Annotated in this window: 22 protein-coding genes and 1 tRNA gene; 16 read left to right on the forward strand and 7 right to left on the reverse strand. The window is 59.4% G+C overall.

Annotated elements, in window-relative coordinates; genetic code table 11:
* Positions 1-4 precede the first annotated feature (4 nt).
* The 5 genes from DQW91_RS04450 to DQW91_RS04470 all read left to right on the forward strand — a co-directional run bounded on the left by DQW91_RS04450 (position 5) and on the right by DQW91_RS04470 (position 4866).
* Positions 5-1057: an ABC transporter ATP-binding protein gene (locus DQW91_RS04450; RefSeq protein ID WP_112662301.1), complete on the forward strand. Its 1053-nt coding sequence runs from the start codon at positions 5-7 to the stop codon at positions 1055-1057.
* Entirely contained in the window at positions 1054-2163 is a 1110-nt protein-coding gene (locus DQW91_RS04455) for an ABC transporter ATP-binding protein (RefSeq protein ID WP_112662302.1), read from the forward strand. The genes DQW91_RS04450 and DQW91_RS04455 overlap by 4 nt, the downstream gene beginning before the upstream one ends.
* Before the next feature lie 47 nt (positions 2164-2210).
* Entirely contained in the window at positions 2211-3146 is a 936-nt protein-coding gene (locus tag DQW91_RS04460; protein WP_245410907.1) for a succinylglutamate desuccinylase/aspartoacylase family protein, read from the forward strand.
* A 38-nt stretch (positions 3147-3184) separates the two neighbouring features.
* Positions 3185-4162: a succinylglutamate desuccinylase/aspartoacylase family protein gene (locus DQW91_RS04465; protein ID WP_112662304.1), complete on the forward strand. Its 978-nt coding sequence runs from the start codon at positions 3185-3187 to the stop codon at positions 4160-4162.
* 74 nt (positions 4163-4236) lie between these two features.
* Positions 4237-4866, forward strand: coding sequence for a helix-turn-helix domain-containing protein (locus tag DQW91_RS04470; protein ID WP_198411768.1), 630 nt, complete (start codon positions 4237-4239; stop codon positions 4864-4866).
* A gap of 22 nt (positions 4867-4888) precedes the next feature.
* Here DQW91_RS04470 and DQW91_RS04475 read toward each other — a convergent pair whose 3' ends face one another.
* From DQW91_RS04475 to DQW91_RS04490, 4 genes are all read right to left on the reverse strand, one after another.
* Entirely contained in the window at positions 4889-5509 is a 621-nt protein-coding gene (locus tag DQW91_RS04475) for an alpha/beta hydrolase (RefSeq protein WP_112662306.1), read from the reverse strand.
* Positions 5510-5611: 102 nt separating this feature from the next.
* Positions 5612-5851, reverse strand: coding sequence for a hypothetical protein (locus DQW91_RS04480; RefSeq protein ID WP_112662307.1), 240 nt, complete (start codon positions 5849-5851; stop codon positions 5612-5614).
* Positions 5852-5880: 29 nt separating this feature from the next.
* Complete coding sequence (locus DQW91_RS17335) at positions 5881-6159, reverse strand: inorganic diphosphatase (RefSeq protein WP_425373372.1); 279 nt, start codon at positions 6157-6159, stop codon at positions 5881-5883.
* Positions 6160-6187: 28 nt separating this feature from the next.
* A complete protein-coding gene (locus DQW91_RS04490) occupies positions 6188-7165 on the reverse strand; it encodes a PhnA-like protein (RefSeq protein WP_198411769.1) in 978 nt (325 codons plus the stop codon).
* Positions 7166-7422: 257 nt separating this feature from the next.
* On the opposite strand from DQW91_RS04490, the gene DQW91_RS04495 reads away from it, so the two are divergent.
* From DQW91_RS04495 to DQW91_RS04530, 6 genes are all read left to right on the forward strand, one after another.
* Complete coding sequence (locus DQW91_RS04495) at positions 7423-7575, forward strand: DUF3309 family protein (protein ID WP_112662309.1); 153 nt, start codon at positions 7423-7425, stop codon at positions 7573-7575.
* Between the two features lie 378 nt (positions 7576-7953).
* The gene (locus DQW91_RS04500; protein ID WP_112662310.1) at positions 7954-9036 is read left to right on the forward strand and encodes a glycosyltransferase family 4 protein; all 1083 of its coding nucleotides are present in this window, start codon (positions 7954-7956) and stop codon (positions 9034-9036) included.
* Positions 9023-11227: an amylo-alpha-1,6-glucosidase gene (locus tag DQW91_RS04505; protein WP_112662311.1), complete on the forward strand. Its 2205-nt coding sequence runs from the start codon at positions 9023-9025 to the stop codon at positions 11225-11227. The genes DQW91_RS04500 and DQW91_RS04505 overlap by 14 nt, the downstream gene beginning before the upstream one ends.
* Before the next feature lie 878 nt (positions 11228-12105).
* Complete coding sequence (locus DQW91_RS04510) at positions 12106-18066, forward strand: DUF3320 domain-containing protein (protein WP_112662312.1); 5961 nt, start codon at positions 12106-12108, stop codon at positions 18064-18066.
* Positions 18067-18593: 527 nt separating this feature from the next.
* A complete protein-coding gene (locus DQW91_RS04520) occupies positions 18594-18911 on the forward strand; it encodes a hypothetical protein (RefSeq protein ID WP_198411770.1) in 318 nt (105 codons plus the stop codon).
* Positions 18912-19399: 488 nt separating this feature from the next.
* Positions 19400-19759 carry a hypothetical protein gene (locus DQW91_RS04530; RefSeq protein WP_157961340.1) on the forward strand — a complete coding sequence of 120 codons (360 nt, stop codon included), beginning with the start codon at positions 19400-19402 and terminating at the stop codon, positions 19757-19759.
* Positions 19760-20077: 318 nt separating this feature from the next.
* On the opposite strand, the gene DQW91_RS04535 is transcribed toward DQW91_RS04530, so the two are convergent.
* Positions 20078-20374 carry a hypothetical protein gene (locus DQW91_RS04535; RefSeq protein WP_112662315.1) on the reverse strand — a complete coding sequence of 99 codons (297 nt, stop codon included), beginning with the start codon at positions 20372-20374 and terminating at the stop codon, positions 20078-20080.
* A 116-nt stretch (positions 20375-20490) separates the two neighbouring features.
* A tRNA-Ser gene (locus tag DQW91_RS04540) sits at positions 20491-20580 on the reverse strand.
* Between the two features lie 285 nt (positions 20581-20865).
* Here DQW91_RS04540 and rplU point away from each other — a divergent pair.
* From rplU to proB, 5 genes are all read left to right on the forward strand, one after another.
* On the forward strand, positions 20866-21258 hold the full coding sequence (gene rplU, locus DQW91_RS04545; protein ID WP_112662471.1) for a 50S ribosomal protein L21: 393 nt from the start codon (positions 20866-20868) through the stop codon (positions 21256-21258).
* A gap of 35 nt (positions 21259-21293) precedes the next feature.
* Complete coding sequence (gene rpmA / locus DQW91_RS04550) at positions 21294-21560, forward strand: 50S ribosomal protein L27 (protein ID WP_112662316.1); 267 nt, start codon at positions 21294-21296, stop codon at positions 21558-21560.
* 186 nt (positions 21561-21746) lie between these two features.
* Positions 21747-22388, forward strand: coding sequence for a GNAT family N-acetyltransferase (locus DQW91_RS04555; protein ID WP_112662317.1), 642 nt, complete (start codon positions 21747-21749; stop codon positions 22386-22388).
* Positions 22389-22477: 89 nt separating this feature from the next.
* Positions 22478-23512, forward strand: coding sequence for a GTPase ObgE (gene obgE / locus DQW91_RS04560; protein WP_112662318.1), 1035 nt, complete (start codon positions 22478-22480; stop codon positions 23510-23512).
* On the forward strand, positions 23509-24624 hold the full coding sequence (gene proB, locus DQW91_RS04565; protein ID WP_112662319.1) for a glutamate 5-kinase: 1116 nt from the start codon (positions 23509-23511) through the stop codon (positions 24622-24624). Before obgE ends, proB begins: the two co-directional genes overlap by 4 nt.
* A 4-nt stretch (positions 24625-24628) precedes the next feature.
* On the opposite strand, the gene DQW91_RS04570 is transcribed toward proB, so the two are convergent.
* Entirely contained in the window at positions 24629-25417 is a 789-nt protein-coding gene (locus DQW91_RS04570; protein ID WP_198411771.1) for a DUF72 domain-containing protein, read from the reverse strand.
* Between the last annotated feature and the right edge of the window lie 106 nt (positions 25418-25523).

A 25523-nucleotide genomic window follows, 5' to 3' on the forward strand; every position in this document is an offset into this window, starting at 1 on the left:
GGGCATGACGCAAAAATCATCACCATACTTCAGTGAGCTACGGGCAGACTCCGTTTCACACGACGTCGTCCTCTCGATTGCAGGATTGCGTACGACTTTCAGGACGGACGCGGGTGAAGTCGCGGCGGTCGACGGGGTGAATATATCGCTGCGGCGAGGGAAAACCTTAGCGATCGTGGGGGAGAGCGGCTGCGGAAAATCAATGCTCTCGCTTTCGATCATGCAGTTGCTTCCCGGAAACGGAAGAGTTTCGGACGGTCGTATCGACTTTGAGGGAAAAATGCTCGTCGGAGTCCCGGAAGCCGAGATGCAGGCGATCCGCGGAAAGCGGATCGCCATGATCTTTCAGGAGCCGATGACCAGCCTTAACCCTGCCTTCACAATCGGCAACCAGATCATCGAGGCCATTCGGGCACACGATAAGGACGTGACCTTTAGCGTGGCCAGGGAAAGGGCGATCAAGGCGCTTAAGCGCGTTGGAATACCTGCCGCAGAGCGGCGCGTTGATGAGTATCCTCACCAGTTATCGGGAGGAATGCGCCAGAGAGTCATGATCGCCATGGCGCTGGTCTGTGAGCCGGAAGTTCTGATTGCAGACGAGCCGACAACCGCACTGGACGTCACTGTCCAGGCCCAGATTCTGGAATTGTTGAAGAGCCTCCAAAATGAGACCGGAATGTCGATCATCTTGATCACGCACGATCTCGGCGTTGTTGCGGAAATGGCTGACGACATGGCTGTCATGTATGCGGGGCGAATTGTCGAGACGGGAAGCGTCTCTGATGTTTTCGACGATCCCCAGCACCCCTATACGCTCGGTCTGCTCGGCAGCACTCCCAAAATTTCTGAGGACGCAAAGCGTCTTGTCGCGATCAAAGGAAGCGTTCCGCCGCTTTTCCGAATGCCGACCGGATGCCGGTTCCACCCGAGGTGCGACTTCTGCATCGCGGAATGCAAAATAGAAGGAGCGTCGAGGATGAGCGAAATATCGGAAGGACATTTCGTCGCCTGCATTCGTGCGCCCGTGGAAGAAAATTGCCGGGAGCTTGCCGAATGAACGCGCCACTGATGGAAGTCATCGATATCAAGAAGCACTTCCCCGCCAATTCCAGCTTCCTTTCAGGAGAGAAGAGCCTTGTTCGCGCTGTCGATGGGGTTTCGTTCACGATAAATCGAGGTGAGACCCTCGCCCTTGTCGGCGAGAGCGGATGCGGAAAGTCGACCACCGCACGACTGGCCCTTCGATTGCAGAACATCACCTCGGGGACCATCAAATTCGAAGGGATGGATATAACGAGCAGCAACGCTCGGGCCCTGCATGACGTGCGGCGCCGGATGCAGATCATCTTTCAAGATCCGTTCGCCTCACTCAACCCGCGCATGAAGGTCGGGGAAATATTGGAAGAGCCGCTGGTCATCTACGGTGTCGGGGATGCGTCCGAGCGGAAGGCGCGCGTCGCCGCACTGATGAATCAAGTCGGCTTGGCAGACTACCATGCCAAGCGATACCCTCATGAATTCTCGGGAGGGCAGAGACAACGCATCGGCATCGCACGGGCGTTGGCGCTTAATCCGAGTCTGATCGTTTGCGACGAGCCTGTCTCCGCGCTCGATGTCTCGATCCAGGCGCAGATCACGAATCTGCTGAAGGATCTCCAGTCGTCGCTCTCCTTGTCCTATCTCTTCATCTCTCATGATCTGTCGGTTGTGCGGTACATGGCGGACCGCGTTGCGGTGATGTATCTGGGCCGCATCGTAGAGACAGCACCGAAGGAAGCACTGTTTGCCGACCCCAGGCATCCCTACACGCGAACTCTCCTGGCCGCAGTGCCGCAGCCGGATCCTCGCCGCAAGCCGGATCGTCTCGCGCCGATGGGAGATCCTCCCAGTCCGATAAACCCACCGAGCGGGTGCCATTTTCATCCTCGATGCCGGTTTGCGACGGATCGATGCCGCGTGGAGGCTCCCGCCCTTGTGCCAGCTGGGGATGGTCGCCTTGTTGCCTGTCATCGCGCTGACGAGGATCTGGAGTGGTCCCCCGTATCGCAGGGCAGCGATATGTCTCCCGCCGCGGCACGCCGCCTTTCCATTTGCGCGAAGATGCGGGCCCAGCAGGAGGTCGCGCGTCAACATGAGCAGAACAACGAAGCAACAGGGGGTTAGACATGAGCACTCAGGTAGGTTCCGCGATCGGAAAACCCGGGTTGATCGTGCGAGGCGAGATCCGTGTCGGGCGCATGGCAGATGCGTCCCCGATCAATCTTCCCGTTCTGATCGCAACCGGGAGGAAAAAAGGACCGACAGTCTGGCTTCAGGCTTGTGTTCATGGAGAAGAATACGGTGGCGCCGCCGCCATCATCAACTTCATGCAGAATGTCGACGTCAATGAATTGAGCGGCACAATCATCGCCGTTCCGGTGGCCAACCCGCCTTCGTTCAACTTCAGATCGCGTGTGTCGTATATCGACGGACAGAATCTGAATCGCCTGTTTCCGGGAAGCATGGGCGGTTCGTATAGTTTTCAGCTTGCGGCCGTTCTCCGCACCGAGATTGGAAAGGCAGATTACATCATTGATCTGCACAGCGGCGGCATTGGTGCCGAGGTGCCATTCTACGTCATCTACAAAGATGATGGCAGCGAGGTCGTTCAGCGGTCCAAAGAACTGGCGAAGCAAGTGGGGTGCAGCACCATCTGGCGCGCCAAGGAGAGGGATGGCCTTGGCGCGACCGTCACGGCGGAAGCATTGCGACTCGGCGTTCCTGCCGTGACGATTGAGTGTGGCGGCGGAACCTTCACAGACCAAAACCTGCAGGATTATCTGACTTCAATCGATGGCTTCATGAAAGCCGTCGGTATTCTTCCAGGGCCCGCTCCAAGGCAGAAGGAATATACGATCGTCAGCGATGGGACCTTCATTCACAATCGCGAAGGCGGCATGTTCGTTCCTGCCTGCAAGGTGGGCACTATCGTCTCAAAGGGGCAGCTTCTCGGACGTATGATCAATATGTTCGGTGAGACGACCGAGGAGATCCGCTCTCCGCACGATAACGCCTTTATCGCCGCCCTCCGCTGCAATTACTACCCGACGCATGCCGGCGAGATCGTCGGTGAAGCCGTGCCGATCGAGACACATGAGGCAGCCTGAACCGCCATCGCCACGCAGAATAAGAATGCAGGAACATCATGTTTAAGATCGGATCAATCGAAGCAGCGCCCGGCGCCTCTCTAACTGGAACCTTGGCGGTAGCGTTTGGGATGGATGGCCGGGAGATAACGATTCCGATTGCGGTGGTGAATGGCCGGGAGCCCGGCCCCGTCCTTCTGGTGGAGGGTGGGCTTCACGGTATCGAGATCGTCACGATCGATATTTGCCGGCGTCTGCTTCAGGAACATCTAGACCCCGCGGCAGTCAAAGGAACTATCATCCTCGCTCCGCAGCTCAACCCTTGGGCCTTTCATGCCTCGACACGCGTTACACCGCATGACTTCCAGGATATGAACCGCGTGTTTCCCGGGGCCGATGGCGGGACGTTATCTCACAAGGTCGCACGCGTTATCACGCAGGAGCTGCTCGATCGCGCGGACTACGTCATCGACTGTCATTCCTGCAACCCGCCATCCATCCATTTCACCATTGTCGGGGAGGATGGGGACCCGGACGTTCGTGAAACATCCATTCGGATGGCACGTGCATTCGGTTATCCCATTCTCAATGCCGGGACCGCCCACAAGGGCACGCTCCGAGGGTATTGCGTTTCCAGGGGCAAGCCCAGCATCACTCCCGAGTTTGTCTTTTCCCGCCGCCTGGACGAGACATCGATCCGAACGGGCGTCGTGGGTATCCTGAATGTCCTCAAGAGCCTGAAGATGCTTCCCGGCGAAGTTGAGGCCACGACCATGGATGTCTTCTTCGAAGATATCATGGACTATACGACATTGAGCGCGCGCAAGGGAGGGATCTGCTCCTTCACCGCAGCGTGCGGCGAGCCGGTCGTGAAGGGGGATACATTGGCAATCCTCCGGGACATCTGGGGCACCGAGATGGAGCGGATCCTGGCACCGGAATCGGGGATTCTGCTCGCCTATCCGTTGCAGGCGAACCAGGCCGCTGCAACGGGTGATAAAATTGCCTATCTAGCTTTCAAGGCCGCGCCGCACTAAATAATGCAACAAAGTTGAGGCGGTGATTTTGTGCTGCCAGCGGTCATAAATACACATTTATAGGGATGAATGCCTTGTCATATGAAAGTGAGCAGCTCGATCAAAGGTTGCGGCCCGCCAGTGCCTCGGAAGGGGCTGCGCAAACGCCGTTTCCGGGCGACCGCATCAAAACGCTGAGACAGGCGCGCGGCATGTCCCTTAAGGAATTATCCGAGCAGGCAGGTGTGTCTACAGGGACGCTCAGCCAGATCGAGCGTAATATTGCCAACCCGTCTCTCAAGGTGATCACCAAGATTCAGGCCGCGCTTGGCACCACGGTAAGCACCCTCTTTCCGAACGTTCCTTCCCGGCACGACGATCCAGACTTTATTCGCCGCAAGGATCGCCGCCCCTTTTGCGATCTGGGGCATCTTACAAAGGAGCTTATTTCGACAGGGACCTCAAAGAACCTCGAAATCATGATCCTGCATATCCCTCCTTACGGCTCCACGGGTGACGCCCCGCTGAGCTCCCTTTCCGACAAGGCGGGCTTAGTCCTCGAGGGTGAAGTGGAACTGGAGGTCAAGGGACGGAAGTGCGATTTGTTTGAGGGGGACAGCTTTCTATTCGACGGGTGCGAGCCGCATGCGGTGCGAAACAAGACCGGCTCCCCTGCGAAGGTGCTTTGGATTGTGAGCAGGATCCCGCTGGACCGGCATATCTAGTCACTAGCCGTGCAGGTCGCGGTCATTTCGCCTTCGTCTCCATCAGCGTCTCGGCCAGCATGTGCGATGCCAGCTCCGCACCTTCCCCGGATATCGAATGGCCGAGGCCGGGATAGACGCCGCGGGCCACAGCGACGCCGGCGTCGCGAAGACGGATTTCGGCAAGTTCGCTCTCACGCACGGGCATGATCGGATCGGCCGAACCGTGAACAAGCAGCGTCTTCGTCGTCAATGACGGCGTAATCGGCTCGGGCGAGGCCAGACGCCCCGAGAAGGCGACGACAGCCGCTATGGGCCAGCGACCGGAGGCGAGAACGTCCAGCGCCATGATCGCTCCCTGCGAGAAGCCGATCAGCGCAATCCGCTCGGGATGGTCTGTCAGTCCATGCTCGGCAACGATCGCGGCAATGGTCGCATCGAAGGCCGCGCGGGCCTGCGCCACACGCTCTGGACGGTTGGCCTCGGTGACGCCACGAACGCTGAACCACTGCCGGCCCGGGCCGCCTTGGTCGAACATGAACGGTGCATCCGGCGCAGCGAAATCCGTCGACGGCAACGTCTGCCGCCAGAGACCGCCGATCGGCGCGAGATCCGCACCCCGGCTACCGACTCCGTGCAGAAAGATGATGAGCGAGCGGTTCACGTCTTGTCTCCCGATATCGTCCAGTCGAAGTCCAGCGTCTCGCGAAAGGCGAAGCGTCGAATGTGATCCTCGACCACGAATGGCCTAAAAAAATTGACGACACTATTCTCCCTTGGGGAGATGTTCTGACTCAAGCACCTTCAGCGCAGTTTCCGAAAGGACCTGAGGGTCGCTCTGTCCTTTACCCGCCGCTTCGATGATGAGACGTGCCAGCAGGCGCCGCACTTGGCGCGCTGGGACTACGTGGTCAGAAGTCTCCTCGGTGAGTTCGTGAAGTGCCTGATGATAGGCTTGTTGCAGGATCTGAATTTGATCCGGGCCAAAGTGACCTATTCGATTCATGATGCTATCTATCCCTCCCGTTGAGCCTACTACTTCTTCCCTTCGATCTCTCCTCCTGCCCGCTGATATAACTTCATCCCATTTTCAATGAGGTTGAGAGCTTGCTTCGGCCCCCGACGCGCGATGGAGCGAAACCGTTTCTGGGAAAACTTGTTGTATAGTTTGAAGAATGCTTCGATCTCATCGACGAGACCAGGGCGTAGATCCCGAAAAGATCGCGTAGCCATATGGTTGTGAGCGTGTGTCGCGACCGCCATAAGACGATCGTTTCGCTCCTCCGTGGAACGGTCGCAGATTGTTAAGGAGATGGGGCTTTTCCCTCATCGCGGGCGCTCCCTAAGGGCGCCGGACCGGCTCGCCAAGAGGAGTTGTCGAGAATCCGTGAGGTTGCTCAAACACTTCCCGGGTCACTTCAAACTCCACGCTGCGGGAGGATGGGGTTGAATACACCGTACCGGCGCGGCCTCCGAGCCAACTTGCCAGCGCCCCCAGAAGCAAAGCAAACGAACCGAACAAGGCCGCGCGCGAAACACCCCTCGCGGCCGCGTCGGCCGCTTGTCTCGCTTGCAACGCGGCCCGGTCGACGGCTTGGCGGTACTCCTGTTCAAACTGTTGAACCCGTGCTCGTGCTTGGTCCTCTGGGATGCTTTGCACACGGGCGAGAGCTAAAGTAGCACGATCGCGGACAGCTTGAGCTTGTGCCGGATCACCCGACAGAAAATCGCGAACGGCTGTCACAGCGGCATCCCTTAGCGCGGCTGGATCGTTGCCCACCGCGACGCCGCGGATTTGGTTCTCGATTGCAAGGAAGGGGTCGACACTCCGCGACAGCGATGGCGCCGCCGCCTGTATGGCGGTTTGCGCGGTTGGCCCCATGGCTCGACCGACGCCGCCAACGACGTCTGCAAGCGTTCCATATGCGCTTCCAGCAAGACTGCTTGCGGCAGAGGTCAGAAGATAGAACACGATCAGGGTCGTCAGGGCCCATGTTGTTAGCCCATGCCAGCCCCCTGTTGATTGCTTCGGCTTCCCAGCAAGCCTTCCGGCGGCGTAACCGCCTGCGAAAGCAGCGACGACACCGGAGAGCACGAACCACAATCCGGCGCCGATGGACAGGGACATCGGGGATGGGTTTGCATTCGCGCCTGCCGTTGGATTGAGGGTCGAAACTCCGATTCCCAGTCCGATCATGTTGAGAATGAGCTGAGTGACGAGAGCCAAAACCACGCCAGCAAAAACGGCACCCCATGCCACTCTGTTGAGAAGGATTGTACGGCTGTCTTCGGAGGGAGATGCGACCGGGCGATCAACCATGACTGCCTCCTTCAGAAAAGAATCAGCGGAAAAACGTCCGGGTTCTCATCGTGTTCCAGAGCGCCTCCCGAACGACAATCTTGGCGAGGGAAGTTTTATCTTTCCTCTATGCTTCAGTTGCGATGAGCTGAATTCGCAAGAGGCCTGAGGCGAGCCGAAAATGAATGGCGGCGAGACAAGGCTCATAACATTGATGGCAGGCTCACCCTAAAAATGGTAGTTTTGCGCACTTGATGCGGTCTGCATGGGGTCCGGTCATGGTCACTATCCTCCTCGTCATTTTGATTCTTCTCCTGATAGGCGCGATTCCTCGTTGGCCGCACAGCCAGAATTGGGGCTATGGTCCGAGCGGTATCCTGGGTGTGGTGCTAATCGTTCTTCTCGTGTTGCTTCTGCTGGGCCGCATTTGAAACGCCGCCGTTCCAGTGTCGCAATTTCTTCAGCGTTCCTCATTGCAGTCGATAAGACGGAACGAATTGGGCGTAGCAGCTGAATTCCACTTTCTTGACAGTGGCGGCACGATGGCGACGGCCATCGTAAACCCGCCGGGCGAAGGGGAAGGGGATGAGACAGATTGGTCAATGCTCCAGCCACTAACTCAATGAACCTGAGAATTCCTCTTCGCCAACGTTCATGGCCGAATTTTCGCCACTTGTTGTCACAGACTCGTGGATTAGGACGGGTCGAACGGTAAGTGAGCACTGCGTCGCCAGTAATGCCGAGTCAGAAACCGACTTTTGTCCGTTGAAGGCGATATTCCACCTTCGGTGACTCGCGAGGAGAGTGTCATGCGTATTGCCCAGATCGCGCCCCTCATCGAAAGCGTTCCACCACGCTACTATGGCGGAACGGAGCGTATTGTCTCATACCTTACAGAAGAGCTGGTTCGCGCCGGTCATGAAGTGACGTTGTTCGCGAGTGGAGATTCCCGGACGTCCGCGCAACTTTCATCTGTGTGCGAGACGGGCTTGAGGTTGTCGGCGGGTCCGGTAGACCCCTTGATCTACCACCTCCTCATGCTGGAGAACGTTCGCCAGCGCGCGAACGAATTCGACGTGATTCATAACCACCTTGAGGCGTTGCCGTATCCTGTGCTTCGGAAAACGGCCCATCGCTGTCTGACGACTCTGCATGGACGCGTCGATCTGCCGGCAGCCGACCGCCTCTACTCGGCTTTCGTGGAATATCCTCTCGTCTCGATCTCGGATCATCAGCGCTTGCCCATGCCGCCGGTGAATTGGGTTGCAACGGTTCATCACGGACTTCCAATCAATCTTTTACCGTTCAATCCGAAGCCAGAAGGTTATCTGGCTTTTCTCGGACGCATTTCGCCAGAAAAGCGACCGGATCGTGCCATCGAAATTGCCGCGCGCGCCGGTCTTCCGTTGAAGATTGCCGCCAAGGTGGACCGTGCGGACGTCGGCTATTGGGAGGATGTGATCTCCCCAATGATCAAAGCGACCCCAGGTGTCGAATTTATCGGTGAGATTAACGAGCGCGAGAAGGCGAGTTTCCTCGGCGGAGCGAAAGCTTTGCTCTTTCCGATCGATTGGCCGGAGCCATTCGGTCTCGTCATGATCGAGGCCATGTCCTGCGGAACACCGGTTATCGCTTTTGCGTGCGGGTCCGTTCCGGAAGTTCTGGATAATGGCGTTACAGGCTACATTGTCTCTTCCGTCGGGGAGGCCGTCTCGCGTGTGAGCGATCTTGATCGCCTTGATCGTGCCACCATTCGGCGCATCTTCGAGAAACGCTTCACGGCGGAACGTATGGCGCGCGATTATGCGGCGATCTATGAGAATCTCGCCGCGCCTGCACCGCTGAAGCCCGAGCTCAAGGTTGTCAACGGAAGTCGTAATGCCGCACTCTGACGCAGCTGCTGTCATCAAACTGGTTCCTCAAAAATCTGAGGAACCGGACTACGTCATCTCGGCCGCAGCATCCCAGATCGAAACGACGCCGCGGACGTTGAAGCATGACGATACCTTTGCCGTCTTCGACGCCCATGGCGATGCCGTTCCCGGGTTGTCTGGCCACCACGGTCTGTTTCACCGCGATACGCGGCATCTTTCCCGCTTCATCCTGACGATCGAAGGAGTGCGTCCGCTTCTGCTCAGCTCCACTGTTCGGGACGACAACGCGACGCTGACCTGCGACCTGACAAATCCCGATCTTCCCGCTCGGGAGGGATCGAATGAAGTGCTTCATGACCTGATCCACATCCGCCGCTCGCGTTTTCTTTATCGATCAGCTTGTCACGAGAGCCTCTTGGTTCGCAATTTCGATGTGGTACGGCACAGCTTCGACATCGCCCTCAAATTCGATGCGGATTTCGCGGATCTTTTCGAAGTGCGGGGAGAAAAGAGGCTCCGCCGCGGGACACGCGCAACGCCTGTGGTCGAGCACGACAGGGTTCATCTCGCCTATACGGGCCTCGACGACGAAATTCGCCGAACCTCGCTCGCCTTCGAGCCGCCGCCGACTGAACTCGCCGCTGACAGAGGGTTGTACCGGATCGATCTCGCGCCGGGGGAAACCTTCACCGTCTTCATGGAAATTCGCTGCGACGGAAGGCAGCCTGGTCTCAGCCCCCGTCTTTCCTTTCGCTCCGCACTAAAAAGATCCCGGTCCGATCTTCGCGCTCGCTTCGCTCGGGCCGCAGCTGTCGTGTCATCGAACCAGCACTTCAATGAGGGGATTGGACGGGCGATAGGCGATCTGGCTATTCTGGTCACGGATACGCCTGAGGGAGCTTATCCTTACGCCGGGGTGCCCTGGTTCAGCACCGTATTTGGACGCGACGCCCTGATCACTGCATTCGAGACTCTGTGGGTGGATTCATCGATCGCCCGTGGCGTCCTTCTTCACCTGGCGAGAAATCAGGCACAGGTGCTTGATCCTGAAGCCGATGCCGAACCGGGGAAGATTCTCCACGAGGTTCGCTTCGGTGAAATGGCGGAGCTTGGGGAGGTGCCGTTCCGGCGCTACTACGGCAGCGTGGACTCAACTCCGCTGTTCGTGATGCTGGCCGGAGCCTATCTCGAGCGCAGTGGCGATATCGAAACGGCCCGGATGCTATGGCCGGCTGTCAAAGCGGCGCTCGGCTGGCTGAAGGATTACGGCGATCGGGACGGAGACGGTTTTGTCGAGTACGGTCGACGCCGAGGCGACGGCCTTGTGAACCAAGGTTGGAAGGATAGTCACGACTCCGTCTTCCATGCGGATGGTCGCCTTGCGCAAGGCCCGATCGCCCTCGTCGAAGTACAAGCTTATGCTTATGCGGCATGGCGTGCCGGAGCCACGTTGGCGCGAGCATTGGGCAGCGTTTCCGAAGCTGCCGGATGCGATGCCCGAGCCGATGCCTTGCGCACGGCGTTTGACGCCGCATTCTTCGATCCGGCACTCGGAACGTATGTTCTTGCCCTTGACGGCGAAAAGCGGCCTTGCCGGGTGCGAACGTCCAATGCCGGGCACGCGCTTTTTGCCGGTATCGCATTTCCCGAGCGAGCCGGCGCAGTCGTGGACACTCTGATGGCCAACACCTCGTTCTCCGGTTGGGGCGTCCGGACGCTCGGTATCGGGGAGGCCCGCTTCAATCCCATGAGCTATCACAATGGCTCGGTCTGGCCACATGACAATGCATTGATTGCTCTGGGACTGAGGCGCTACGGCTTCCGCGCCGAGACGGCCCGGATTTTCGAGGGCCTGTTCCGAGCCTCCATCTATTTCGATTTGAGACGCATCCCGGAATTGTTTTGCGGGTTCTCGCGACAGCGCTGCCAGGGACCAGTCTCCTATCCCGTAGCCTGTTCTCCCCAGGCATGGGCAGCGGCGGCTCCGCTCGCCCTGTTGCAGGCATCTCTTGGTCTCGGCTTCGATGTCGAGGAACGTCACGTCGTTTTCGATCGGCCTTTCCTGCCGGACTTTCTCGACGAGCTGACGCTGCGGGGACTATCGATCGCCGGCGGAGCGCTCGACGTGAAAGTCCAACGCGTCGGCGCGTCCGCAGCGCTTTCTGTCATTACGCGCAGGGGCGACGTCGGCTTGAAAGTGGAGGCATAGCCGGGATTTCGCGTTTTTCGGCACGTGTGGCGCCAACTTGGCGCGTGCCGAGGAAACGCCCTTATTCATCTAGCAGGGAAAAATGCATCCGGCGGGCAGAGGACCTTCGACCCGCTTGCCAACGGGAGTACTCTGATAGGCCCCTTGTTGGGGCCGTAGACCAGAGCGATTGAAATTATCGTTTAATTTCAGAAAATTAGACATAATTTTTGGCGGTGGAGGCAGTCACCCGCGAACCTGTCTCCAGTCGTGTTCCCTGTTTTCAGCGAAAATACTGGGAAGTTCGCCTAACTGGCTTGGCTTCAAACAGGCCTAACTGCTGTATTTCACAACAATATCAGCGGCTTATGCTGTTAGGGCTGCGCAAGATAAACAGGGAAGATTTTTGCTAAACAGGGAAGCTATGTGGGAGAACAGGGTTCTGAGTTTGAGCCCCTCGCGGGGTGCCTCATTGCGGACCCGGAACCTAGGAACAGGGAGGGCGCCAGGGTGGCGGACGACAGCGCAAGAACTTCAATCAGAAGGCGACAACTCAACACCGGGTCGAGTTCGCCGATGGTGGGACGTAATACATTCCGGGCACGGTGAACGAGCTTAACGAGGGCACCGATCCGATCCAGTGCGAGTTCTTCTAAAGATGAAATTGTATGATCTACTCTTAGGCAATGAGAGGAACGTATTGGATAGCCTTCTGAATTAGGACTATATAAACACAATGTGCGGTGCAGCATTTTAACATTGTCGGCCCGCTAGAGGGCCGCGACGGAAATCGCCCCCGAGGGAGAGGCGCTTTACCTTCAGGAACTATTGCCCCTGAGAAAATTACAACTTTCGCGTTCATATAAAGTAGCGATAGTGTGCGGTGGGGGAGGGCGCCGATGGCACCGCACGATCAACAACATTTAGCGATTGATACGACAGCGGTCGAGAAACTGCGGTCACCGAAGATCTTTGCCGATATTGCATCCAGCTTTACCTATGCTTCCTACCAGAACGCTATCCCCGTGCTTCGGAGCATAGGCGTCGAAAACCAATCGGACCGCGAGGTGCAGGCGCTTCGATTAGAACTCTCATCTACTCCCGCTTTCCTGCGCCCTAAGACGTGGACGATTGATCGCGTCATTCCCGGCGATCACCTCCCGCTCGGCGATCGGAAGGTCGAACTCGATGCTGGCTATCTGGCGGGGCTTAACGAGGCAGAGCGAGGCGAGATCACACTTCGACTCATCGCCGGTTCCGAGATCCTTGACGAGCATCGTCACGCAGTGCGGCTCCTTGCCCGGGATGAATGGGGTGGTGTTGCCGATATGGCGCAATTGCTGCCGGCCTTTGTGATGCCGAACGATCCGGCGGTCTCGTCGCTGTTGAGAAAGGCCGCCGAGCGCCTGACTGCCCACGGTCATCCCTTGGGGCTCGATGGCTATCAGTCGCAGGATCCGAAGCGCGTCTTCATGCTGGCTGCCGCGATCTACTCAGCCATCGTTTCTATGGGCCTCCACTATGCAGAGCCCCCGGCTAGCTTTGAAAGTCGTGGGCAGAAGATCAGAAGGCCTGGGACGATCGCCGAGGAATTGCTGGCGACCTGCCTCGACACCACACTTCTTTTTACTGCCGCGCTGGAAGCAGCGGGTCTGCATCCCGTTATTCTTATGTTCAACGGGCATGCTGCTGCGGGCGTCTGGTTGGTAAAGCGCACATTCGGCAGCGCGATCGAGACAGACCAGATAGAGGTACGCAAGGCACTTGCCTCCCGAGAGTTGATCGTCTTTGAGACCACTGGAGTGACGCATCGCCCCGCTATGACGATGGAGGCAGCGCAGCGCGCGCTCGACCGGCGTCTCGCCGAAGAAGAAGCGCAGGCCTTCGTCGCCGCCATCGATGTGCGCCGTGCGCGTAGTGGCGGCATCACACCTCTGGCTTCACATGAACCGCTTCGAAGGTCGATGCCGGAGGACGAACCGCAGCCCGTTGCGGACCTTCCACTGCCTGCGCCACCGTCACTTGGCGATTTCCCTAAGGAGATGGTTGAGGAAAAACCGACCACTGCGGCGGATCGGATCAGCCGGTGGCAGAAGAAGCTTCTCGACTTGACGCTGCGCAACCGGCTCCTGAACTTCCCGGACTCGAAGAAAACCATCCCATTCTTGTGTACCGACATCGCCTATTTGGAGGACCGGCTTGCGGGAGGTGCTGCGATTCGCGTCATCTCGCTGCCGGAGCAGAATCCGCTCGGCGAACGGGACGCGGCGCTGTACCGCGATGTGCACGGCCGCGATATCCAGCGGACCTTTGCGGCGGAGGCTCTGCTTCGCGACGAGCTTCCCTCGCCGCTTGATGCCAAACAGCTCGAATCACGGCTCATCGACCTCCACAGGCAGGTGCGCAACGACTTTGCTGAAGGTGGCGCCAACACGCTGTTCCTGGCCGTGGGCTTCCTACGGTGGAAGAAGAAGCCTGAGGACGAACGCAGTTACCGTGCGCCTCTCCTCCTCGTGCCGGTGCGCCTGGAGCGCCGCAGCGCCAGTTCGCGCTTCACCATACGGTTCCATGAGGACGAGCCGCGTTTCAACGCCACCTTGCTGCAGTTTCTGGAGCGTGATTTCGATCTCAAGCTGCCGCAGTTCTCGGGCGACCTGCCGGTTGACGACAATGGCGTTGACGTTCCGCAACTACTCGCGGCCATGCGGAGCGCGGTTCGCGAAGTTCCGGGCATGGAGGTGATAGACGAAACCGCTCTTTCGACCTTTTCCTTCGCAAAGTTCCTAATGTGGAAGGACTTGGTCGAGCGGACCGATGCACTCCGCCAGAACCGGGTCGTGCGTCATTTGATCGACACGCCGGAACAATCGTTTACCCAAGGTGAAGGATCGCCGTCATTCCGAGACGAGCGCGAGCTCGATCGTACCTACGCACCATCTGACATCATCTCCCTGCTTCCGGCTGATTCATCCCAGACTGCGGCGAGCCTTGCCGCTGCTGAGGGCCAGGATTTCGTTATTGTCGGGCCGCCAGGGACAGGCAAGAGCCAGACCATCGCCAACATGATCGCGAATTGCCTTGCGAAAGGAAGGACAGTGCTTTTTGTCGCCGAGAAGACAGCAGCGCTCGACGTCGTCTACCGGCGCCTTCGCGAGCACGGTCTTGGCAATCAGTGCATAGAACTACATTCTAACAAGGCAGATCGAAAGCATTTCCTCGGGCAACTTAAGGCAGCTTGGGAACACGGGAACGGCATCGACGCCTCGGAATGGGTGGCTGTTAACGAGCGGCTCAGGATTCACCGCGACCAGTTGAATGCCTATGTCGATGCCTTGCACAGGCGCTATACGAACGGCTGGACACCGTACCTAGCACTCGGCATCGCACTGAAGGCCAGCGACACGCCAGCTCCCGATTTTTCATGGGCTGAGCGTGATGCTCACGACGCGGCGACCCTACAGGCGCTGGAGGACATGGCGGCGGAAGCCGGATTGGTCTTCGCGTCTGTCGAGCGACATCCCGCTCTTGATCTTGTCGACGCACAAGACTGGTCTTCCGGCTGGCAAGATACATTGATCGCCACGGCACAGTCTTTGCACAATGCCGCAGAAATTCTGCAGGAAGCCGCCTCCGCCTACCTGACCTGTCTTGGTCGCGTTCAACCGGACGACAACTCCTTCGACCAACTGGCGGCGCTTTCGACGCTCGCGACTGGGCTGCATCGCAGCAGGGGGCGTGACATCTCCGTGACTTTTGATCGGGATTTCGCACAGATGAGTGGCGCTCTTGCGGATTTGAGCCGTTCGATCAAAGAGTACCGGCAAGCAGAAGGAAGCGCGGCGGCAGCCTACCCGGAGAGCGCTGTGCGCGACATCGACGCAGAAACCCTGGAGCGCCAGTGGCGAGATGCCGAGGCATCTTTCTGGCCGAAATCGATCCTGGGTAAGCGGAAGATTAAGAAGCTGTTGCAAGGCTATGCGAGCAAGGGCAATGGCGATCCAGCTCGCGACCTGCCTCCTTTGCGTCGCATGAAGGAATGTCTGGCAAGCATCGACAGCAACTTGCTCGCCGGCAAGCCATTACCAGTGCAAGGTCTCGCGACTGACACCGCTGTGGCTGCGGAAATACTCGACCTCGCCAGCGCGCTTCGCGACGCATTGCGACTGCCCGGACTAAGCCCGGAAGAAATCCGGCCCATGCTCCAGGCCGTCGCACCCTGCCTACGCGGAAATCCGGATGATCAACTGCGGCATGTCGGTACCAAATTCCTCGCGGCGATGCAGGGCATGGATGCGGCCAGAAAACGATTCTCCGAGGTTGCCGGCAGGGAGCTCAGTTCGCAGGTGAGCCTGCGAGGGATCGTCGAGCAGATGACGGGCCTTGCCGAGGCGCGCAATCTTCTGCGCAACTGGTCCGCTTGGTGCGGCGTCCGACGACGCGCTGTCCACAATGGGCTCGGACCGCTGGTTGAAGCACTGGAAGCCCGGACGGCCGCTCCCGGTGAGACACGCTCGGTATTCCGGCTGGCATATGCCCGCTGGTGGTTGCCCAAGGTTCTGGACGCCGATCCGATCCTGAGAGCATTCAGACGCTTCCAGCACGAGAATGCCATCAAGGAGTTTCGCGAGATCGACGACATGGTGCGGACGCATGCGACTCGTCGCGTCATCAGCGCGGTGGCCCACGGGCTCCCTGCCGTGACGGGTGTTCCACGAAACTCCGAGCTGGGACTTCTTCGCCACCAGATGGAACTGCAGAGGCCGAGCCAGTCGATCCGCGACATGATCGATAAGATGCCGCAGGCCTTCCCAAAGCTCGCGCCCTGCATGCTGATGTCGCCTCTGTCTATCGCCCAATACCTGCCGCCGAACCAGGCGCTGTTCGATGTAGTGATCTTTGACGAAGCCTCGCAGATCACGACCTGGGACGCGGTCGGCGCGATTGCCCGCGGACGACAGACAATCATCGTCGGCGATCCGAAGCAGCTGCCGCCGACAAACTTCTTCGGCCGCAACGAGGACGAGGACGAGGACGATGTCGCCGATCACGAGAAGGATCTGGAGAGTATCCTAGACGAGGCGAGAGCGTCGGGTATCCCGGTGCGCGACCTGAGGTGGCACTATCGCAGCCGTAGTGAGTCCCTGATAGCCTTCTCCAACCATCACTACTACCAGAATCGTCTGGTGACCTTCCCATCGCCGGCGGTCGAGGACCGGGCGGTCAGCCTACACAAGGTTCCGGGCGGCATCTACGATCGCGGCAAGAGCCGGACCAACCGCATCGAGGCGGAAGCTGTGGTTGCCGAGGCGGTGGCCCGCATGGAACGCTGGCTGAAGATGACGGAGCGGGAACGCCCGACACTCGGCATTATCACCTTCAATGCGCAGCAACAGTCGCTGATCCTGGACCTGCTCGACTCGGCACGGAGGGAGAAGCCGGAACTCGAATGGTTCTTCGCCGAAGCGCGGGTCGAGCCGACTATCGTGAAGAACCTGGAAAACGTGCAAGGCGACGAGCGGGACGTGATTCTGTTCTCGATCACCTTCTGGAAGGACATGGCAGGGAAACTGACCATGGACTTCGGCGCATTGAACCGCGATGGCGGCGAACGGCGGCTCAACGTGGCCGTGACTCGCGCAAGGCAGGAACTGATCGTCTTCTCAGGATTTACAGCCGATCAGATCGACCCGAGTCGGACGAAGGCGCTTGCGGTCAATCACCTCAAAGTCTTTCTCGACTATGCAGAGCGCGGCGCGATTGCGCTGCCCGCCGAGGACCGCGGCTCTGTCGGCGGATTCGATTCTCCTTTTGAGGAAGCGGTCGCGTCGCAACTGGAGCGGCGCGGATGGATGGTCGTGCCGCAGGTTGGCATCTCCGGTTTCCGCATCGATCTCGGTGTCCGGCATCCGGACCTCGCAGGTGCCTATCTGGCGGGCGTTGAGTGCGACGGCGCGACCTATCATGGGTCGGCGACCGCGCGTGACCGCGACAAGGTACGCGAACAGGTTCTGCGAGGGTTAGGGTGGAACATACTCCGGGTCTGGTCGACGGAATGGTGGTTCGATGCCAAGGGCTGTTCCGAACGGCTGCACGAAAACCTTGAAGCGTTGCTCCAGTCCAGTCGTGAGCGGCGGGCGGTGGAGGAAGCAGCGGCCGAAACGCATTGGGACTTGGGGCACGAGGTCGAGGGGATCGAGGAAATTCGAGATGAGGATTTGCCGTCGGCAATCGACGTCACGCCGCCACCAACTGCGGACGAAGCCGAACTCGTTTCGTCGTCTGACTTCTCAGTTTCGGACGCACCAGTTATCTCTCTGACGTCTCCTCCTGCAGTAGAGCCCACGCCGGCCAGCAATTTTGGATATCGCGTGACCGATCTTTCGATGTTCAAGGCAGAGCCAGATCTCTTTTACGAGTTCGTCTATAGCGATACGCTTAGGGAGATGATTGAGATCGTGATGGACGCAGAGAGCCCTCTGCCAGCCGACGTGCTGGCGCAACGTGTCGCGCGAGCGCACGGCTGGTTGCGAACAGGCGGCCGCATTCGCGAGAGGATCGACCTCCACCTGCGCAGCTACGATACGACGAGCGAATCCAGCGGGGTTTTCGTATGGAAGAAGGGGCACATAGTGGATGTGCTGAGCTACCGCCCTTCTGCGAATGAAGAGTCGCGGCGTGCAATTGCCGACATTCCCCTTGCCGAGCTCGCATCGGTCGTCATCGACAATCCTGATCTACTCGACATGCCAGATCCGGCTCGTGGCATGGCCCGACTTCTGGGCGTCGAGCGGCTTGCCGCGACCGCGCGCACAAGGCTGGACGAGGCAATTGCGCGCGCGTCACATGGCAGGGCAGAATAGAAATTCTTGATGACCTTCCGATTCATAGATTCGAGCGACCTGCATCTGGGTAAGTGCTTCGTGTAGTTCTCGGACGATCTATCCGCCAAGCTGCGCGAGGTGCGGCGCGCAGCGATCGATAGGCTTGGCGAGCATGCACGAGTGCAGGGTGCGTCGACGACCCTACTTGCGGGAGACACCTTCGACACCCAGACCCCTGTATCGGAGGTACGGCGCCAAACACTTGCCGAGATGCGTTGACCGCCGGCTTTCCACAGATGCGATGTATCGCCGGCAAATACCCGCTGAACGTCTTGTTAAGCTGAAATTGCCGTCACACAGCTCGATTGGCAAGCTCGGGCCTTACCATTCACCAAAGTCGGTAAAGTCCACGTGGTTTGGCAGTCTCATTTCGCGTGGCGCTCGGCGAGGCCCCATCAGAAAGTCCGGGTTTCTATCATTCTGATTGTGCATCAGCGCAGGAGACAACTTTATCGCGGTACTAGACACCGGTTCCCTCGGGTGGAAGGCTCTTCAAAAAGAGGGGCATGGAGCCGTTCGCCCATTGCATGTGTTCACGACAACGAGAGGCATTTAGCAACGCAAACAGTAACTTTCGGGGATTGGAGCTGGAGTTTCGGGGTTGCTTCGGTGCGCGTGGCTGGGACTTTCACGACCGCTTTTTGATCTTTCCTCAGACTAGCGAGGGATCACTGGCGTGGTCTCTTGGCACTTCCGTCAACAGCCTTGGCAAAAAGCACCATATGCTGCAGCGCGTTGGAGATGGACAGCTCATTGCCGACGCTTTTCTTGAGTTATGGAATCATCTTGATGAACCGCAGCATCTGATTTGGAAACGGCCGTGACGAAGTACCTCAATCAGATCGCCGTGCCCTTGATGCTACTATCGCTCCCGGCGAAGAAATCAGCCCGCTACAGCTCGCCGAGGAGGTTCTACGTAAAAGGGGCTTACCGGCAGAAACTGATGAAGCTGAACGCCAAGAAATTGCCTACGCCGCCCTCCAGGAAGGTATCAGTGAATTAGTGATATCGGTTCGCCGGTCGGCTGAAAACAGCGGCCAACCTTCGTTGCGCTTGGTCGCACTCTTTCGCTGGCTTCGCGCGACCCTTGCTTCTTCGTCACTCGAGAGCAATCCATCGCGCAGCCGTCTCATGGCGGCCTTGATCGTCATCTCCAGCTTTGGTCGGAGATAGTGATCTCATTGACGCATTGTCGCCTGAGATAAGTGACAACAAGGCGCTGCTTTCCGAACTGGTATCCATACTCGCGGGCTTGCGATCCAATTTCGTCGGTATGGACGTATCTCATGTCCCTATCTGGGAACGAGAGCTCGTGGTGCGCTTCATCGAAGCAGAATCTGCGCAGGATTGGCCTCAAATTGCCATGCTCTGGCCGCGGCTCGAAGCTGTCAGTCAACCGTCTTCTGAGGTCATAGCGACCATCAGGCTGTTGGCACGATATGATCTCTTACCTCTGGGTGGGGCTTTGCGCAATCTGCGACAGGCCATTGTTGCCATGCAAGTCATTGGCTTGGTTTCAATGGAGCAACGCTTCAAGCTTGCGCTTATCTCCGAAAATTCATTCGTTGAGTTCGCTGCAGTGTTCCTTTCAGTTTATCGTCAACCTACTGGATTCATGCTATCGGAAGAGATGGCCGACCATGTCACGGGCCTCATGTGTAAGGTCGCCTGACCCGACTACATGGAAGGCTTGGATGACCGCCTTTGGGCGATATCCTTCGAACTTCTCGTCACTGCAGATACCGCTTGGCAATGCTCTCGCTCACATCTCTTCCGATGCAGTTCAAGCCTATATTGAGACTTTCGCACTTGAGGTAAGGACAAATCCGGAAGATCCATGCCGGGTGGAGTTTGTGAATTGTCTCAAGGCTTTCCGGAAAAAGCTGATTCGGAGCGCCAAAGTGAGTTATGGACCGTCGCGTTCCGACGTTGGAGAGCTTGGCGCTTTGAGGCCGCCGATCCGGACGCTTACTTGTTCGAAATCCGCTGGTCAGATCTCGACTGCAAGGTTGTGGGATTGCAGAAGGCGCAGCTTGAATTGCTCTCGGTCTTTTCCCCTCTTTTTGGCCGTAATCTCTTTCTCATAACGACAAAGTAGGTCGTGAATGGTGATTTGCCTCAAGTCTCTATGACTTGGTGTCAGTTCATCTCGATCAATGGCTCGTTCTTTGTCCCTTGCCCAAGCGGTGGCATCGGCATGAGATGAGAAGGTCTTGACGAAGAGAGGGAAGCCTTGGCGGCGCACTTGCACCTGCCAGGAAGAATAGCGTTTGCGGATCGTCGCCATAGTCGATCGCCCGTCGTTGTGGCACCAGTGTGACGGACTGATCTATTGGGCTGTTTTGGATGTCTCGGCGGCCCCGGTCAAACTCTAAGAAATCATAATGAAATTATAGAGTTAAATGGCGGAGAGGGGGAGATTCGAACTCCCGATACGGTTGCCCGTATGCCGCATTTCGAGTGCGGTGCATTCAACCACTCTGCCACCTCTCCGGGTCGCGAAGGGCCAAAGCCCCGCTGGTTGAGGCGGGGTGGATATCATGCGTCTTACTCCGCTTCAAGCACCCCGAGGCGGGTTTTTGTCGGGTTTTCGCAGGGTTCTTGGTTGACAAGGGCGGGAACGTTCCCCTAGAGAAGCGCTCTGTACGCGCGGGCCTTTGTGTCCGCGTGTTTCGTTGCGGCGGCCTTCGGGCCTCCGTGGAATGAAGCCGGAAACTGCCAAAAAGCCGACCCTGCGGGTTTCCCGCGGAGAGTTGGGTTTGAACACGAGGAATGAAGATGTTCGCAGTGATCAAGACCGGCGGCAAGCAGTATCGCGTTGCCGCCAACGACGTCATCACCGTCGCCACGCTCGCGGGCGAGCCTGGCACCGCCGTCACGTTCGACCAGGTTCTCATGGTCACCAATGACGGCAGCACCCAGGTGGGCGCCCCCCTCGTCGAGGGCGTGACCGTGGCCGGCGAGGTGGTGAAGCACACCCGCGGTGACAAGGTTATCGCTTTCAAGAAGCGTCGCCGCCAGAATTCGCGCCGCAAGCGCGGGCATCGCCAGGATTACACCGTCGTTCGGATCACCGAGATCCTCGCCGGTGGCGCGAAGCCCAAGAAGGCTGCGGCTAAGAAGACCACCAAGGCTGCGGCTGAAGAAGCTGCGCCGGCCTCCGCTGAATAAGCGACGGCTCTGACACAGAACACGGGAGTAGACCCATGGCTCACAAAAAAGCAGGCGGTTCGTCTCGCAACGGTCGCGATTCCGACGGCCGTCGTCTGGGCGTCAAGAAGTTCGGCGATCAACAGGTCGTTGCCGGCAACATCATCATCCGCCAGCGCGGAACGAAGTGGCATGCCGGTGCCAATGTCGGCATGGGCAAGGATCATACGCTCTTTGCCACGGCCAATGGCCGAGTCCGATTCCTTACGAAACAAGGCCGAGCGTTCGTATCGGTCATTCCGGCCCAAGAGGCTGCAGAGTAAACGGCGAGAGCAAAGCGAAGGAGCTCCCGCCGGTATCACACCGAACCCGGCGGATCCAAAGCTCCCGACAGGCCCTTAAAACGGCCGAGCTCCAGATCCAAAAAATGCCAGGGGAGGTGGGATACCACCTCCCCTTCGCATTTCCGGGCCCCTGAAAGACGGCCCAATCTGGATCGGAGCAAGACCATGTTTCCCGACCTCACCCGTGACGATGTTTTCCGCCTGGAAACACGCCGCCTTTGGCTGCGCTGGCCCCGCCTTGCCGACGCCCAAGCCATCGTACGCCTTGCCGGTGAGAAAACGGTCGCGGATATGACGACGCGAATTCCGCATCCATACGCGCAGGAAGACGCCGAGCGGTTCGTGTTTCACGCGAGGCAGGCGAACGCAAATGGGGACGGGCTCGACCTCGCCATCACGTTGAAGGGTAAGCCCAACAGTGTCATCGGCATGGTCGGCATCAGCACCAATCCGGAGGATGGCAGCCCCTTTCTCGGTTACTGGCTCGGCACGCCGCACTGGAGCGAGGGTTACGCGACCGAGGCCGCACGGGCGCTCATCGACGCGTTCTTCGCCTATACTGACGGAAATGAGCTCACCTCGGCTGCGCGCGTGATCAACCCGGCCTCGCGCCGCGTTCTGGAAAAGTGCGGCTTCGCCTTCCAAGGCTCGGGCCTCATGACGTTCCACGCGCGGGGCGGCTTGTTTCCGGTCGACCATTTCCGCCTCGACCGGCGGGCCTGGGAGAGCCTGAAGACCTGGAGCCACACCGGCCTCGTGCGCGAGCCGGACGTGGCCGAGGCGGCCGACCTGCCGCTCGCCTGTTAACGACAAGGCGCTCCCGGTTCGTCCGGGGGCGCTTTTCCCCATCTCCCCGCGTTGCTCCCGCACGCCTTGTCCCGTAAAGGGAACAGGCTATGAAATTTCTCGATCAAGCCAAGATCTATATCCGCTCGGGCGACGGTGGCGCAGGCTGCGTCTCGTTCCGCCGCGAAAAGTTCATCGAGTTCGGCGGCCCGGATGGGGGCGACGGCGGACGCGGTGGTGACGTGTGGGCGGAATGCGTCGAGGGGCTGAACACCCTCATCGATTACCGTTACCAGCAGCACTTCAAGGCCAAGAAGGGCGAGCACGGCATGGGCAAGAACCGCGCCGGCGGGAAGGGCACGGATATGGTGCTCAAAGTCCCGGAAGGCACGCAGATCCTGGACGAGGACGGTGAGACCGTCATCGCGGACCTCACCAAGGTCGGCCAGAAGATCCTGCTCGCCCGTGGCGGCAACGGCGGCTTCGGCAATGCCTATTTCACCACCTCCACCAACCGCGCCCCGCGCCGCGCCAATCCGGGGCAGGAGGGTCAGGAGCGCTGGATCATCCTGCGGCTGAAGCTCATTGCGGATGCGGGCCTCGTCGGCCTGCCGAACGCGGGCAAGTCCACGTTCCTCGCCACCGTGAGCGCAGCGAAACCCAAAATCGCCGATTATCCGTTCACGACGCTCCATCCGGGGCTTGGTGTGGTGCGCGCCTATAATCGCGAATTCGTGCTCGCCGATATTCCGGGCCTGATCGAAGGCGCGTCGGAAGGCGCGGGCCTCGGCGACCGGTTCCTCGGTCATGTGGAGCGCTGCCGCGTGCTGCTGCATCTCGTGGATGCGACCAACGAACATGCGGGCAAGGTCTACAAGACCGTGCGCGGTGAATTGGAGGCCTATGGTCACGGACTCGCCGAGAAGCCCGAGATCGTCGCGCTCTCGAAGGCCGATGCGCTCGACGAGGAGACGCTGAAAGAACGCCTCGCGCAACTGAAGCGCGCGGCCAAGCGCACGCCTTATGTGATTTCGGCGGCGTCAGGCCAGGGCGTGCAGGAGGTGCTGCAGGCGCTGCTGCAGGTCATCGATACCGCGAAGGTCGAGGAAGCTCCGTCCGAGGCCGAGGAAGAGTGGCATCCATGATGCCGGATCTGCGCCAGTTCCGTCGCATCGTCCTCAAGGTCGGCTCGTCCCTGCTCGTGGACCGCGCGCGCGGGCGCTTGAATCATGCGTGGCTTGCGGCCCTGGCCGAGGACATCGCGGATCTGCACGCGCGTGGCGCGGATGTTCTCGTAGTCTCGTCCGGCGCCATCGCGATGGGCCGCACGGTGCTGGGGCTTCCGCCGGGTCCGTTGAAGCTTGAAGAGAGTCAGGCGGCGGCAGCTGTCGGGCAGATCGCGCTGGCGCGTACATGGGCCGAGGTTCTGGCTCATCACGACATGACCGCCGGGCAGATTCTGGTGACGCTCGCGGATACGGAAGAGCGCCGCCGTTACCTCAACGCCCGCGCGACCACGTTGAAGCTGCTCGACATGCGCGCGGTGCCCATCGTCAACGAGAACGACACGGTTGCGACGAGCGAAATCCGCTACGGCGACAACGACCGTCTCGCGGCGCGTGTGGCGACGATGATCGGCGCGGACCTGCTTGTGCTGTTCTCCGATATCGACGGTCTCTACACCGCACCGCCGAATTCCGATCCCAACGCGAAGCACATTCCGCTCGTCGAGCGCATCACACCTGAGATCGATGCGATGGCGGGCGGTCCGGCCTCTGAGCTTTCGCGCGGCGGCATGCGCACGAAGATCGAGGCGGGCAAGATCGCGACATCCGGCGGCACGCACATGATCATCGCCGACGGGCGCGCGAAGAACCCGCTGCGCCGCGTGCAGGATGGCGGGCGCTGCACATGGTTCCTCACGCCGTCCAATCCCGCGACGGCGCGCAAGACATGGATCGCCGGTGCACTCGAGCCGCGCGGCACGCTCTATGTGGATCAGGGCGCGGCGAAAGCTTTGCGTGGTGGCGCAAGTCTTCTGCCAGTCGGCGTGCGGCGCGTCGAAGGATCGTTTGCGCGGGGCGATGCGGTGATGATCCGCGACGAGACACGGGTGCTCGGGCGCGGGCTCGTGGCTTACGATGCCGATGATGCCTCCCGCATCATCGGTCGTCCGAGCAGCGAGATCGAAGCGATCCTCGGCTATCACGGTCGCAGCGAGATGGTGCATCGGGACGATATGGCGCTCGTTGACTGACAGATCAGCCGGTTAGCGCGATCAGCGTCTGCGCATCCTTCGGGGCCGCGCTCTTATAGTCGTTGTCGAAATAGACGAAGACGTCGCGGCCCTCCTCGCGCCATTGGCGGATTGCGGGTGCCCAGCTCTGCAGCGTCTTGCGTCCGTAGAGCCCTTCATAGGGGCCTTGCTTGCCGTGGCAGCGCAGATAGACGAAATCGGCGGTCACGATCCAGGGCGTCGGTGCGGCGGCGTGATCGGAGAGGCAGAGCGCCACGTTGTGCGCGCGCAGGATGTCGAGCGCCTTTTCCTCGAACCAACTGGCATGGCGGAATTCGAAGGTGCAGCGCCGTCCGCGCGGGATCTCGCCGAGGCAGCGCGCCAGCCGCTCGAGATACTCGGGCTTTGCCGCCATGCTTGGCGGCAGTTGGAACAGTACCGGGCCGAAGGCGGAGCCGAGCCCGTTCATACGCTCGAACACGAAGGCGATGTTTTCACCGACATCCTTGAGGCGCTTGAGATGGGTGATGATGCGTGAGGCCTTCCAGGCGAAGAGAAAGCCCTCCGGGGCCGCCTCGTGCCAGGTTCGCACCGCATTTTCCGTCGGCATGCGGTAAAACGAATTGTTGATTTCGGTCGTGTTGAAATGTTCAACGTAGAACGACAGGAAATTCTTCGGCGCGAGCCCCTTCGGATAGAAGGGGCCGCGCCAAGCGCTATAGTGCCAGCCCGAGGTGCCGATGCGAAGCTCGGCTTCCCGCGGCGGAACACTGGAACGGGACTTTGGCGCGGACGATCCGCGAGGCTTGGACATAGGCGAAGTCAAAGACATGGACGACACCCAGATTGCGAGCGGGCGGGCTTCCGCCGACCGGTACAACGCCGTGGAGGCGGCTTCGGGCGAGCATGTCGATGTTCCG

Source organism: Microvirga flavescens, assembly GCF_003290125.1.
GTDB lineage: Bacteria > Pseudomonadota > Alphaproteobacteria > Rhizobiales > Beijerinckiaceae > Microvirga > Microvirga flavescens.

Excerpts from the sequence above, each read along its gene's own strand:
- DQW91_RS04465 (WP_112662304.1), top strand. The coding sequence starts at position 3,185 with ATGTTTAAGATCGGATCAATCGAAGCAGCGCCCGGCGCCTCTCTAACT.
- obgE (WP_112662318.1), top strand. The coding sequence starts at position 22,478 with ATGAAATTTCTCGATCAAGCCAAGATCTATATCCGCTCGGGCGACGGT.
- DQW91_RS04500 (WP_112662310.1), top strand. The coding sequence starts at position 7,954 with ATGCGTATTGCCCAGATCGCGCCCCTCATCGAAAGCGTTCCACCACGC.
- DQW91_RS04480 (WP_112662307.1), bottom strand. The coding sequence starts at position 5,851 with ATGAATCGAATAGGTCACTTTGGCCCGGATCAAATTCAGATCCTGCAA.
- rplU (WP_112662471.1), top strand. The coding sequence starts at position 20,866 with ATGTTCGCAGTGATCAAGACCGGCGGCAAGCAGTATCGCGTTGCCGCC.
- DQW91_RS04495 (WP_112662309.1), top strand. The coding sequence starts at position 7,423 with ATGGTCACTATCCTCCTCGTCATTTTGATTCTTCTCCTGATAGGCGCG.
- rpmA (WP_112662316.1), top strand. The coding sequence starts at position 21,294 with ATGGCTCACAAAAAAGCAGGCGGTTCGTCTCGCAACGGTCGCGATTCC.
- proB (WP_112662319.1), top strand. The coding sequence starts at position 23,509 with ATGATGCCGGATCTGCGCCAGTTCCGTCGCATCGTCCTCAAGGTCGGC.
- DQW91_RS04510 (WP_112662312.1), top strand. The coding sequence starts at position 12,106 with ATGGCACCGCACGATCAACAACATTTAGCGATTGATACGACAGCGGTC.
- DQW91_RS04505 (WP_112662311.1), top strand. The coding sequence starts at position 9,023 with ATGCCGCACTCTGACGCAGCTGCTGTCATCAAACTGGTTCCTCAAAAA.
- DQW91_RS04570 (WP_198411771.1), bottom strand. The coding sequence starts at position 25,417 with ATGTCCAAGCCTCGCGGATCGTCCGCGCCAAAGTCCCGTTCCAGTGTT.
- DQW91_RS04520 (WP_198411770.1), top strand. The coding sequence starts at position 18,594 with ATGGAGCCGTTCGCCCATTGCATGTGTTCACGACAACGAGAGGCATTT.
- DQW91_RS04555 (WP_112662317.1), top strand. The coding sequence starts at position 21,747 with ATGTTTCCCGACCTCACCCGTGACGATGTTTTCCGCCTGGAAACACGC.
- DQW91_RS04455 (WP_112662302.1), top strand. The coding sequence starts at position 1,054 with ATGAACGCGCCACTGATGGAAGTCATCGATATCAAGAAGCACTTCCCC.
- DQW91_RS04450 (WP_112662301.1), top strand. The coding sequence starts at position 5 with ATGACGCAAAAATCATCACCATACTTCAGTGAGCTACGGGCAGACTCC.
- DQW91_RS04535 (WP_112662315.1), bottom strand. The coding sequence starts at position 20,374 with ATGGCGACGATCCGCAAACGCTATTCTTCCTGGCAGGTGCAAGTGCGC.
- DQW91_RS04490 (WP_198411769.1), bottom strand. The coding sequence starts at position 7,165 with ATGGTTGATCGCCCGGTCGCATCTCCCTCCGAAGACAGCCGTACAATC.